At 42.9% G+C, this 12349-nt stretch carries 13 protein-coding genes and 1 pseudogene; 8 read left to right on the top strand and 6 right to left on the bottom strand.

Features of this window, described 5'->3' with window-relative positions:
• Positions 1–64: 64 nt before the first annotated feature.
• Together VB775_RS16400 and VB775_RS16395 are read left to right on the top strand one after the other, a co-directional pair.
• Positions 65–1816: a succinate dehydrogenase/fumarate reductase flavoprotein subunit gene (locus tag VB775_RS16400; RefSeq protein ID WP_281005426.1), complete on the top strand. Its 1752-nt coding sequence runs from the start codon at positions 65–67 to the stop codon at positions 1814–1816.
• 105 nt (positions 1817–1921) lie between these two features.
• Positions 1922–2782: a pentapeptide repeat-containing protein gene (locus VB775_RS16395; RefSeq protein ID WP_281005427.1), complete on the top strand. Its 861-nt coding sequence runs from the start codon at positions 1922–1924 to the stop codon at positions 2780–2782.
• Positions 2783–2832: 50 nt separating this feature from the next.
• Here the strand turns inward: VB775_RS16395 and VB775_RS16390 are convergent, their stop codons facing one another.
• Together VB775_RS16390 and VB775_RS16385 are read right to left on the bottom strand one after the other, a co-directional pair.
• Positions 2833–4017: a murein hydrolase activator EnvC family protein gene (locus tag VB775_RS16390; protein ID WP_323216886.1), complete on the bottom strand. Its 1185-nt coding sequence runs from the start codon at positions 4015–4017 to the stop codon at positions 2833–2835.
• Between the two features lie 74 nt (positions 4018–4091).
• Positions 4092–4220 (bottom strand): hypothetical protein, encoded by a 129-nt coding sequence (locus VB775_RS16385; protein WP_281005429.1) that lies wholly within the window; start codon positions 4218–4220, stop codon positions 4092–4094.
• A 111-nt stretch (positions 4221–4331) separates the two neighbouring features.
• Here VB775_RS16385 and VB775_RS16380 point away from each other — a divergent pair, with 111 nt between their 5' ends.
• Positions 4332–4571, top strand: coding sequence for a hypothetical protein (locus VB775_RS16380; protein WP_190577863.1), 240 nt, complete (start codon positions 4332–4334; stop codon positions 4569–4571).
• Between the two features lie 31 nt (positions 4572–4602).
• Here VB775_RS16380 and ppk2 read toward each other — a convergent pair whose 3' ends face one another.
• From ppk2 to VB775_RS16360, 4 genes are all read right to left on the bottom strand, one after another.
• Positions 4603–5532 (bottom strand): polyphosphate kinase 2, encoded by a 930-nt coding sequence (gene ppk2, locus VB775_RS16375; RefSeq protein ID WP_281005430.1) that lies wholly within the window; start codon positions 5530–5532, stop codon positions 4603–4605.
• An 89-nt stretch (positions 5533–5621) separates the two neighbouring features.
• A complete protein-coding gene (locus tag VB775_RS16370; protein ID WP_281005431.1) occupies positions 5622–6968 on the bottom strand; it encodes a UDP-glucose dehydrogenase family protein in 1347 nt (448 codons plus the stop codon).
• An 80-nt stretch (positions 6969–7048) separates the two neighbouring features.
• Positions 7049–7990, bottom strand: coding sequence for a UDP-glucuronic acid decarboxylase family protein (locus VB775_RS16365; RefSeq protein ID WP_281005432.1), 942 nt, complete (start codon positions 7988–7990; stop codon positions 7049–7051).
• A 2-nt stretch (positions 7991–7992) separates the two neighbouring features.
• Positions 7993–9498: a polysaccharide biosynthesis/export family protein gene (locus VB775_RS16360; RefSeq protein WP_281005433.1), complete on the bottom strand. Its 1506-nt coding sequence runs from the start codon at positions 9496–9498 to the stop codon at positions 7993–7995.
• A 158-nt stretch (positions 9499–9656) separates the two neighbouring features.
• On the opposite strand from VB775_RS16360, the gene VB775_RS16355 reads away from it, so the two are divergent.
• The 5 genes and pseudogenes from VB775_RS16355 to VB775_RS16335 form a co-directional block, all read left to right on the top strand.
• On the top strand, positions 9657–10412 hold the full coding sequence (locus VB775_RS16355) for an HAD-IA family hydrolase (RefSeq protein ID WP_281005434.1): 756 nt from the start codon (positions 9657–9659) through the stop codon (positions 10410–10412).
• Positions 10413–10422: 10 nt separating this feature from the next.
• Positions 10423–11070: a riboflavin synthase gene (locus VB775_RS16350; RefSeq protein WP_281005435.1), complete on the top strand. Its 648-nt coding sequence runs from the start codon at positions 10423–10425 to the stop codon at positions 11068–11070.
• A complete protein-coding gene (locus tag VB775_RS16345; RefSeq protein ID WP_281005436.1) occupies positions 11060–11272 on the top strand; it encodes a hypothetical protein in 213 nt (70 codons plus the stop codon). Before VB775_RS16350 ends, VB775_RS16345 begins: the two co-directional genes overlap by 11 nt.
• A 28-nt stretch (positions 11273–11300) precedes the next feature.
• On the top strand, positions 11301–11750 hold the full coding sequence (gene ndk / locus VB775_RS16340; protein WP_281005437.1) for a nucleoside-diphosphate kinase: 450 nt from the start codon (positions 11301–11303) through the stop codon (positions 11748–11750).
• Positions 11751–11916: 166 nt separating this feature from the next.
• A pseudogene (locus VB775_RS16335) lies at positions 11917–12349 on the top strand (photosystem II q(b) protein); the annotation flags it as partial.

Below are 12349 nucleotides of genomic sequence, written 5' to 3'. Positions count from 1 at the left end.
ATAGTTCGGCGATCGAGATATCGGCGGTAAAACTCTAGAACGTATGTAAGAGGAAGTGAGTTCGATGATTGAGCATGATGTATTGATTATTGGTGGAGGATTAGCAGGTTCTAGAGCCGCACTAGCTGTCGCCCAAAATTATCCCCATCTCAGTGTGGGACTCGTTTCTAAAGTACATCCGATTCGATCGCATTCCGTCGCTGCACAGGGAGGCATAGCCGCATCACTAAAAAATGTCGATAATGACGACTGGCTCACCCATGCTTTTGACACCATCAAAGGCTCCGACTATCTTGCCGATCAGAATGCGGTACAGGTTTTGACTCGATCGGCTCCCGAAGTAATTATTGATTTAGAGCATTTAGGAGTTTTATTCTCCCGTGCTGAAGATGGACGGATTGCTCAACGACCCTTTGGCGGACACACCTATAGTCGCGCTTGCTATGCTGCTGATAAAACTGGACATGCGATTCTGCATGAATTAGTGATGAACCTCAAGCGATTGGGCGGCACGATTTATCAAGAATGGTACGTCATGCAGTTAATTTACGAAGATGGCTCAAATGGCAAAGAGGTAAAAGGCGTTGTCGCGTATAGTTTGGAAACTTCGGAGATTGAAGTATTTCGTGCTAAAGCTGTATTGCTAGCCACAGGTGGCTATGGACGGGTTTTTAATACTACTTCTAATGATTTGGCTTCAACGGGTGATGGCTTATGTTTGACCGCAAATATTGGCTTGCCATTGCAAGATATGGAATTTGTGCAGTTCCATCCTACGGGACTATATCCAGTGGGCGTACTGATTTCTGAGGCAGTACGTGGGGAAGGAGCCTATTTAATTAATAATTTAGGCGATCGCTTTATGGCAAATTATCCGATCAGCAAGAATCGGATGGAACTCTCACCCCGTGATATCACCTCGCGCAATATTGCCTGTGAAATTATGGAAGGGCGTGGGATCAATGGTGGTAACTATGTGCATTTAGATGTGCGTCATTTAGGAAAGGAGAAAATCTTAAGTCGGATTCCCTTTGCCCGTGAAGAGGGTTTACGCCTAGCAGGTGTGGACTGCATCGATCATCCCTTACCCGTCCGTCCGACCGCGCATTACTCTATGGGAGGCATTCCCACAAATATTGACTGTCAAGTAATTGGTACGGATAGCAAAGCGATCGCAGGATTTTTTGCCGCAGGTGAATGTGCCTGTGTATCCGTTCATGGCGCAAACCGTTTAGGGGCAAATTCGCTGTTAGAGTGCGTGGTCTTTGGCAAACGTGCGGGAGAAAAACTGGGGGCGTATGTTAGCGATCGCGTCATGCCCAAGGTTGATCCTCGTCCTTATCTCAATGAAGCCGAAGCTAAGTTAAAAGGCGTATTATCGAAACAGGGTAATTCGCGCATTGCCGATATTCGCCAACAATTACAAGACACAATGACTGAGCATTGTGGCATCTTTCGGGATGATCAACGTTTAAAGGATGGTTTGCAAAAATTACAAACTATCCGCGATCGCTACGACCAAGACTTACTGGTGGATGATCGCAGTTCTGTATTTAATATGGAACTCATGCAAGCGATCGAATTAAAAAGCTTGCTCACGGTAGGTGAGATCATTATGTCTAGTGCATTATCACGTCAAGAAAGTCGTGGCGCACATTCCCGTGAAGACTACCCTCAACGTGATGATGCAAATTATCTCAAACATACCCTCGGCTATCTGGAAAGTGGTAATGTAAAGACTAGCGATCGTGCAGTTGATATGAGTTTACAATTGCTTGATCGCGATCGTTTTACTCCCCAAGAACGAAAATATTAACGTTGACAACATATTTAGTGATAGCTGCTTCGCAGCTCTTACGAAATATGTTCTCTTTAAATTTATTAACCTGAAACTGTACTAAATGTACAAGCAAAAGTAACTGTGGCGAAAGAAGAATTTATAAAACTGCTTCATCAAGGCGTGGATATCTGGAACGAGTGGAGAGAATCCGCCCCTGATATGCGTGGTGTTGATCTGAGTGAAATTCAGCTAGAGGGACTCAACCTGACAGGGATCGACCTGAGTATGGTTAACTTGCGTGGGGCAAAGTTGCATAACGTAAATCTATCATCGGCTAACTTGCGCGGGGCAGACTTAAGTATGGCTAATCTTAGGGGGATCGAACTCAAACAAGCAAATCTGAGCGCTTCCCATATGAGTATGGTTTGTTTGAGTGAAGCTAATCTTAGTCAAGCCAATTTAAGTGGTGCAGATCTTCGCGGCTCCAATCTGCGTTTGGCTAAACTTGATCTCGCCGATCTATCAACCACTAAGCTCAATATGTCTAGCTTGAATGGAGCTAGCATGGTTGGCGCAATTCTCATTGGATCAAATTTAAGCCGAGCTGAGATAAGGGAAGCTAATCTTGCAGGCACTGATTTTAGTCGTGCTAATTTGAGCGAAGCCGATCTCTCCCATAGCAATCTCAATGTTTCGACATTGGTTGGTACAGATCTGATTGGTGCAACTCTAGTAGATATTGACTTAAGTGAGTCAAATCTATCTAGGGCAAATTTAATTGGGGCAAACCTTTATCGGGCTAATCTCTGTGGCTGCGATCTCATAGGAGCGGATCTACGCGGGACAAATTGTAGTGAAGCCTATTTTATTGGAGCCGATTTAAGTCGTGCCGATCTCAATCGGGCTGAGTTTACTAGTGCCAATCTTAGTAAAGCGAACTTTAGTGGCGCAAGTACTGAAACTACTGACTTTCAAGATGCGATTTTGCCAGATGTTTGGTAAAAGATGTTTGGTAAAAAAGACGGCGCTACGCGCCGTCTTTTTTGATTTTTTTATAAATATGCAGCGGGATCAATAGGCTCACCATTAGCTCGTAACTCAAAGTGCAAATGTGGCCCCGTTGAAAAGCCTGTCGAACCAACAGCAGCGATCGGTTGTCCTTTTGCAACGACATCTCCATCCTTGACATATAACTCACTACAATGGGCGTAAAGTGTAGTCATACCATTGCCATGATCAATAATCACAGCATTACCATAGCCTCCATACCAGTCAGCATAAATCACTCGCCCCTGCTCACTAGCATAGATAAGACTGCCGTAATCCGCACCAAAGTCAATGCCTGCGTGAAAGCGCTCAGTACCCAGAATGGGATGTATACGCCAGCCAAAGTTACTCGTAACTGGCCCAATCGTGGGATACATTAGCTGTCCAGTTCCAGGAGGGAGTATTAGTCCATCGTAAGGCTGAACTTTTGCCAAAATAATTTGTGATAAACGGCGTGAATCTTCCGCAAGACGATCTTCAGCTTGAGATAAGGCTTGATTATCGCTCTTAAGTCGTTCGATTGTATTTTGTTGCGCGACCACCTCGGCTTCAATATTGGCTTTTTGGTATTTCAGCTTTTGAGTTAATAGTTCCACCTCATTTCTTTGAGCAGTGATTTGATTACGCTGCTTTTCAACCTGATTAGATCTTTGGGTCAAATCTGCAAGTAGCTTCCGATCTCTGTCATAAATACGTTCAATTTGACGACGGCGATCGGCAAATTGATTGAGATCTTGACTGCTGAGCAGAGTTACCCACCAACGCTGTAGTTGTTGCCTCTGCAAATAGCGCAATCGCGCCGTAGTTGTACCCCGTCTTTTATTGAGGTCATATTCTAGTTCTTGTAGTTTAGTGCTGAGTTTTTGGAGTTGCTCTCTTGCCTGACGAATTTTTTTCTCATTGTCTTTAATTTGAGTATCAGTTACCCGCACATTCCTTCTTAGAGCATCAAGTCGAGATTGGGCAGGTTTAGTGAGTGCGTTAATTTGTTCCTGTTGCTTCTGGATGATTTGACGCTGTTGATCGACAAAGTTTTGATAGTTTTTTAACTCCTCTACGGACTGGGCTTGTGCAGGTGCAATCCTTCCTAAAATTAAGCAATAGATGATTGCGATCGCCACAAACACCATGCCCAAGTAGATCCACCAAGGCTTGCTAGTCATTTCTTGCCAATAATGGCGATCGCGCATTCAGTCCACCAGAAATTCACAAACTAGGGCAAGATTTTAACCGTATTTTGCCACTAATAAAACCCTAATTTCGATCAAAAACACTTTACATCCTCTGTAAAAACCAAAAACAGAGAGGCAACACTTTGCGCTGCCTCTCTGTTTTTGGTTAAAGCTTTAACTTTTAATAATATTTCTGTATCTTTTAATACTAAAATTTGCATATATAATAGTTTCATAACATACTTTGTTTGTTACTCGTAAAACGTGCAGTATAAAAAATTGCTTTAAAAGTTGATTGATAAAGTTACTCGAAAAATTTCAGAAAGAAAGCTATGAAAACCACCACACGTCAACGCACAGTCCAAACAACTAAAAATATTCGTCACAACTCTGCTCCTCAGTGCCTTACCCCTATGCCTTCTACTTGGGTAACTTTGTTAGAGCCGCCGACTCCTAATTGTTACGATGAAGCCTTGTTGATGTGTCAATATCCTGACGGACATTGGGCGGCCTGGATTCCTGATTTTGGGGAAATTAAATTACATTCAGGTCAATTTTGTCGGATGTCATAATAAAAAAAAGCGGTGCAAAGCACCGCTTTTTTTATTTTAAATGGGCTGTTACATCGGGAATAAATTTCTGTAAATGCATTGGAGGGCGAACATAGACCATTTTGTTTTGTAAAGGAGGCAAGTCAAAAGGCTTGGGCAGAACGTCCTCATAGGGGATTTTGGCTAATAAATGATTAACACAGTTGAGACGCGCCCTCCGCTTATCATCGCCATCAATCACATACCAAGGAGATAGCTCAGTATCGGTGGCATTAAACATGTCATCCTTCGCTTTAGAATATTCCACCCATCTAGTCCTTGCCTCTAAATCCATGGGACTAAACTTCCAACGCTTGCGGGGATCTTTAATCCGATCTTGAAAGCGGTTTTCCTGTTCAGTATCATTGACTGAAAACCAATATTTAATCAAAATAATTCCCGATCGCTGAAGCATATTTTCAAACTCAGGACAGGAACGCAAAAACTCCACATACTCCTCATGGGTACAATAGCCCATCACATGTTCGACACCTGCACGGTTGTACCAACTGCGATCAAATAGCACAATCTCACCCGCCGCAGGTAATTCGGCTGCGTAGCGCTGAAAATACCACTGAGTACGCTCTTGATCTGAAGGTTTACCCAGCGCAACAATTCGACAAATACGCGGATTTAGAGATTGAGTAATACTTTTGATAGCACCACCCTTACCAGCAGCATCTCTTCCTTCAAACACAACAACTACTTTCAGCCCTTGATGTTTGACCCATTCTTGCAGTTTAACAAGTTCAACTTGTATGTGCTTTAGTTCCTTTTCATAACTTTTCTTCGACAGTCTGGGCAAGTCAGTTGATTTAGCATTCAATCCATCATCAGTCATATCTTCGGAGCGATCGCCTAAATCTGAATCAACTAAAGTCTCTTCGATTTTAATTTTCGATTTTTTGGACTTACCGCCTTTATCTTTTTTAGATTTAGACATAGCTTGATCTCCTGACTAAAGAATATAAACGTTAAAGGCTTTTATGCTCTTTCTAGGGTGCATTTTCACACACCCTAGAAAGGAAAAAATTATCGCCCAATACCAATATAATGATATCCCAACGCTTTTAGCTCCTTGCCATCAAGGAAGTTACGAGCATCGATAATGACGGGGTGCGCCATCAGTGTCAACATTTTGGCATAGTCGATCGCCAAGAATTCTTGCCAATCTGTTACCAAAACCACCGCATCACAGCCATCGGCTAGACGCTCTAGATCGGTTTCGACAATCACATTAGAAAAACCTTGACGCAATCCCGATTGAGAAACTAGGGGATCGTAGGCTTTAACTCTGGCTCCCAAACGGCTGAGCTGATCAATTAAAGTTAAAGCAGGTGCATCACGCATATCATCAGTATCAGGCTTAAAGGTCATGCCCAATAAACCAATGGTTTTACCCTTGAGAATTTTCAGGGCTTGCTGCAACTTCTCCACGACTAAAGTCCGCTGCAATTCATTCACCCGTACACAAGCTTTTAAAATCTCTGTGGAGTATCCATAGTCCTCGGCAGTATAAATTAGAGCCGAAACATCTTTGCCAAAGCAGGAGCCGCCCCAGCCAATCCCTGCTTGTAAGAATTTAGAGCCAATGCGCGAATCTAATCCAATTCCCTTAGCAACTTCCTTTACATCTGCACCGACGCGATCGCAGATATTTGCAACTTCATTCACAAAACTGATCTTAGTGGCGAGAAATGCATTCGCAGCATATTTAATCATCTCCGCAGAGTTCAGATCAGTAACAACCACAGGCACTGGCGGCAAAGTTTTGTCTTCGGCAAAAGAACGATCAATAATTGGTTGATAAAGCTCTTGCATCAACTTCAGAGCGCGATCGCTACCACTACCAACTACAATGCGATCGGGATTGAAGGTATCAAAAACTGCGACACCCTCACGCAGAAATTCAGGGTTACTCACCACATCAAACTGAATCTGATCGATATTGCTCTTGCCCGACATTCCATCCATTACGATCATGCGTACCCAGTCACCAGAACCAATCGGCACTGTGGACTTATTCACGATTACACGATATCCTTCCGTGAGACTTTCGCCAATGCTGCGGGCAACGGCTTCTACATAGCGCATATCACTACGTCCATCAGCCAGAGATGGCGTACCCACGGCAATAAATAAAATCTCACCATGCTGTACACCTGCCGCAATATCCGTTGTAAATTCGATTTTCCCTTGACGAATTGACTCAGCGATCACTTCAGGCAATCCCGGCTCATGGATTGGCGATTGCCCTGATTTCATCAGTTTGACTTTTTCTTCGTTATTATCGACACAAATCACGTCATGACCAATATAGGCAAGACAAGCACCAGTGACTAAACCCACATAACCAGTTCCAATTACACAAACACGCATGTTCTATTACCTATAACTTTTGACTGTTCAGAAGCAAAACTCAGTTTGATTAGCAGAGCCTATAAAATTGAGTTGGGATTTTATAATTGATTGGTATTGAGATAATCGCGGAAATAAGCGATCGTCTTCAAAAGTCCCTCTTTTAAGGGAACTTTTGGCTCCCAATCTAAATGAACCTTTGCTTGCGAGATGTCAGGCTGACGACGTTGGGGATCATCTTGAGGTAAAGGCTTAAAAATCAATTCTGTCGTGGGATCAATCATGTGCTGAATAGTTTGAGCCAATTGTAAAATTGTATATTCCCCAGGATTGCCCAAATTAACAGGTCCAATATAACTTCCATTCATCAGACGCATCAATCCTTCAACAAGATCTGAGACATAGCAGAAGCTACGGGTTTGAGCGCCATCTCCATAGACGGTCAGAGGAATTCCTTTAAGGGCTTGAACCACAAAATTACTAACTACACGCCCGTCATTTTCTAGCATTCGCTCCCCGTGGGTGTTGAAAATTCGCGCAACGCGCACCTCAACATTGAACTGACGGTGGTAGTCAAAAGTTATGGTCTCGGAAATGCGTTTCCCTTCATCGTAGCAGCTACGAATACCTGTACAGTTGACATTTCCCCAATAGCTTTCGACCTGTGGATGAATTAGAGGATCACCATATACTTCTGAAGTTGATGCTAGCAAAATCCGTGCTTTAGATTTCTTTGCTAATTCCAACATATTTAGAGTTCCTAAAAAGTTGGTTTTAGCGGTTTTAATGGGATCGGATTGATAATGCACAGGTGAAGCTGGGCAAGCAAGGTGATAGATTTGATCAATATTATCAATCTCGATCGAATTAACAACATCATGCTCAATGAATTGAAAATTCGGGTTTTCGCTCCATTGAGCATTATTTGATTTTCGCCCTGTATATAGATTGTCAATGCAAATAACTTCATGCCCAGAATTCATCAGTCGATCAACTAAGTGTGATCCTATAAAACCTGCACCACCAGTAACTACAATTTTCATGTTTATCTTCTAAAGAGGTTATCAATTAATGTGAAAGGAGCAACAATGTTTCCGAGAAATCTAGTAGCTGAGTTGAGAATGCCTGCTCCAAAGGAGGGGCGAACCACAATTACATCGCGATCGCGTAATCCTGGATTCGACTCTTCACTTAATGGAAGATTCAAATCAGCAACTAGATTGCGGCGCATAATCGAACCATCGGGATTGACCCGATAAAGCTCAACGGCTCGCCAATCAGCATCATTCGTCAGACCCCCTGCAAAGGAAATAGCTTCGGTAAACGAACTATTGGGTCTCAGTTGTAACGGTCCTGGTCGAACCGCTTCTCCAACTACTTGTACAGTAATTACTGTAGGCGAAAAAGTTGCCTTAGCAATTTGTTGATAATCAGCAGGATTTGTTTTCTCTAGTCGAGGTACAGTAATTAGATCACCGTCAGTTAAAGTAATATCTTGACTGAGATCGGCTTTGGTAATCAAATCCAGCAAGTTTGCTTTAACAATTGTGCGTTGCCCCTTATCATTCAAACGGGAAATCTGGACATTACGAATATCGGCAACTTCAGTTACCCCATTTGCCGCTTGTAAGGCGCGACTGAGGGTAACTGGACCTCCGCCTGATGCAGTGCCAGCCGATGTAGTTTCCCCTGTAAGCCCAGTGGGAACAACGCCATTTCTAGAGTAAACAAGAGTTTGTGGGCCAACTCGATTAACTTCACCGACGATCGCGACTTGAATCGTAAACGTATCAGGGGAAAAAGTAGAGTTGCTAACAGTTCGAGTTTGGGATGCACTTGCTTCAGAAAATGGCGGTACAAGAATTGAATCACCGTCAAGAATACGAATATCTTGGCTAATATCACCTTTCTCTAGTAGGTCTTGGAGATTGACTTTAATGATGCGGCGACCTAGAGTCCCATCACGACGTGAAATTTGAATGTTACTAATATCTGCTCTTGAGGTAATTCCTGAAGCAGATTCCAATGCTCTAGTTAACGTAGCGGCATTACTTCCTAAACCCGCAGTTCCTACATAGGTTAAGAAACGGGGTCCGGGACGGTTTACTTCGCCCACGATCGCAATATTTAGGGGACGGGGAGAAATCAAGGATATATTGACAATATTACGCACTAGAAAAGGGTTTAGTTTCTCGCGTAGTAAAGCGTTGGCTTCATCTAGTCCTAATCCTTCTAGCTTGACTGCCCCAATTAAGGAGACATTAATCGTTCCATCAGGAGCGATCGTTTGAGTTCCAGATAGCTCTGGCACATTAAAAACTTCAATTCTGATATTGTCTCCTGCGCCTAGAGTGTAGCGAAATGTGTCTTGAGATTCACTAACACTTAAAGTCTGTTTACCACCATTAAGATTAACTAATGGTTTGAGATTAGAATTTGACGACTCTGATGCAGATGGCTTTTCAATTGTAGTATTCTGCGCCCAAGCGGGTAAAGGAGTATAAGCAATCAATGTCAATAGAATTAATTTGCCAAGTTGAGATATATGCATAAAAGTACTCCTTAATCCAACCATCTCATCATTAGAAACTGAACATCTGTCATAATAAATGTAGTTTTAATATAATAATAGAGTCAGTTTTTACAAGATTTGGCAGTCATTGTATCAGTACATTCAATAGTTTATCTCAGTAATTTCCCCGAAATACAATGCGATCGCCTCAGGTTATTTTTGTAGATGCAGTTGGTACTCTGTTTGGAGTGAAAGGTAGCGTTGGTGAACAATATGCCAAAATTGCCACAGATTTTAATGTTAGCCTCGATCCTCAGTTAATTAACCGTGCTTTTTACCAAGCTTTTCAAGCCGCACCCAAGATCGCTTTTCCAGATTTGCCCCAGTCTGACATCCCCCTCGCTGAATATCAATGGTGGCGATCGCTTGCTGAGCAGACCTTTAGCCAAACAGGTGATTTAACAAAATTTTTAGATTTCGAGACATTCTTTAAAAGCCTATATGCCTACTTTGCTACGGCTGAGCCTTGGTTTATTTACGAAGATACTTGGCTAGCCTTGGATACATGGAAAAAGCAGGACATTACTTTGGGTGTCTTATCAAATTTTGATAGTCGGATCTACTCAGTCATGAAAGCGTTGAGGCTAGAAGATTACTTCACTTCGATCACCATATCTACTGAGATTGGGGCTGCTAAACCCGATTCCTTAATATTTGAAGCGGCGCTAGCTAAACATCAAATTGAGCGATCGCCTAATTTGGCATGGCATATTGGCGATAGTTTTGGTGAAGATTATCTGGGGGCGACTAATGCGGGAATTACAGCATTCTGGCTAGATCGCGATCGCCAACCTACGACTAATCCAGCGAAACAAGCTGCACGTACCATTGATAAGTTGACTTCTCTCATAACAGATCTCGCTACAGATAGCGCTTTGCGCTCCCTGTCGTAAACTAAAACCTATGTTTACAGGACTCATTCAAACTATCGGACTTATTGAGCAACGCGATCATGCGCGTCTGGTCATTCATTGTCCTGACATCGTTGCCAAAATTGCGATCGGCGATAGTGTTGCTGTCAATGGTGTATGTCTGACTGCAACGCATGTCTCTGAGACCAACTTTGTGGCTGATGTCTCACCTGAAACTTTAGGAAGAACTAATTTAGGCGATCGCAAATTAAAGTATGTCAATTTAGAAATGGCTCTAGCAGTGGGCGATCGCATTGGTGGACATTTTGTGTCTGGGCATATCGATGGGGTGGGGAAATTAAGCGATCGCGCCTTAGTTGGAAATTCATGGGAGTTAAGCTTTGAAGCTATTCCTGAAGTGGCGCGTTACGTTGTCTTTAAAGGCAGTATTACGATTAATGGGATTAGCCTGACGATTTCCTACTGCAATGATTCAGGCTCAAATTTTCGGGTAGCTGTCATCCCCCATACTTATGACAACACCACTTTGAAATATCTGGATATAGGTAGTTCAGTGCATTTAGAGGGTGATTTGCTGGGTAAATATGTGGAGAAATTTCTTAAGTCAAGTCATATGACTCCACACAATCTCGCTGCTCCTGCCATAACTCCAGCATTTCTCTTGGAAAATGGTTGGTAATTCTCATTATAAAAATCGGTTTTTTGAAAGCCCGCCGTTGGCGGGCTTTCAAAAAACCGATTTTGGTGTTTCCAGCGCCTTCGGCGCTGGAAACACCAAAATCGGTTTCATAATGAGAATTGCTGAAAAAAATGGTTCTTTATTTCATTTGCGTTCCTTAAATGAAATAATGCTTTCTGTAAACTTCTTTACAATTGCTTAATACTCCTAGGAATATTTTTACAGAGATCATGGAACGTACTTTTTTGGCAGTCAAGCCCGATGGCGTGCAACGTCACCTAATCGGAGAAATTATCCGTCGTTATGAGACTAAAGGCTTTAAGCTCGTCGGACTGAAATTGTTGCAACCAACCCGCGAACTAGCCGAAAGCCACTATGCAGTTCATAAGGAAAGACCATTCTTTGCTGGTCTAGTTGACTTTATTACCTCAGGGCCAGTAGTCGCCATGGTATGGGAAGGCGACGGTGTAGTTGCTTCAGCACGCAAGATTATCGGTGCAACTAATCCTCTTACTGCGGAACCAGGTACTATTCGTGGAGACTTTGGCGTAAATATTGGACGTAACATTATTCATGGTTCCGATGCGATCGAAACTGCTCAAACCGAGATTAATCTTTGGTTTAAGCCTGAAGAATTAGTCGAGTGGCAACCAAACTTAACCGCTTGGGTTTACGAATAAATCAAAACCAAATAAAAAGGGAGGTGTAACGCACCTCCCTTTTTATTTGGATCGGTAATCACGACTCTACCGAAAGAATTATTGACAAATCTTAACAATTTGATAAAGTAGTTTACATAAGCAGTAAATGCTTATCAAAAATAAAGCTAAAACAAAAATTACAAAAATGACCACAGCAGTACAAAGACGCGAAAGCGCTTCCATCTGGGATCAGTTTTGCAATTGGATTACCAGCACCGACAACCGCCTCTATGTAGGTTGGTTCGGCGTAATCATGATCCCTTGCTTACTCTCCGCCACCATTTGCTTCATCATCGCCTTCGTTGGCGCACCTCCAGTCGATATCGACGGAATCCGCGAACCAGTAGCAGGCAGCTTGCTATTCGGAAACAACATGATTTCTGGCGCAGTCGTACCCTCTTCAAACGCGATTGGCCTGCACTTTTACCCCATTTGGGAAGCAGATAGCCTCGACGAATGGCTATACAACGGTGGTCCTTACCAATTGGTAGTATTCCACTTCTTGCTCGGCATTTTCTGCTACATGGGACGTGAATGGGAATTGTCTTACCGCCTCGGTATGCGTCCTTGGATCGCAG

It is taken from the genome of Pseudanabaena sp. CCNP1317 (assembly GCF_034931345.1).
Lineage (GTDB): Bacteria > Cyanobacteriota > Cyanobacteriia > Pseudanabaenales > Pseudanabaenaceae > Pseudanabaena > Pseudanabaena galeata.
The sequence above is the reverse complement of the archived record's forward strand: the minus strand, read 5'-3'. Positions and strand labels throughout refer to the sequence as shown.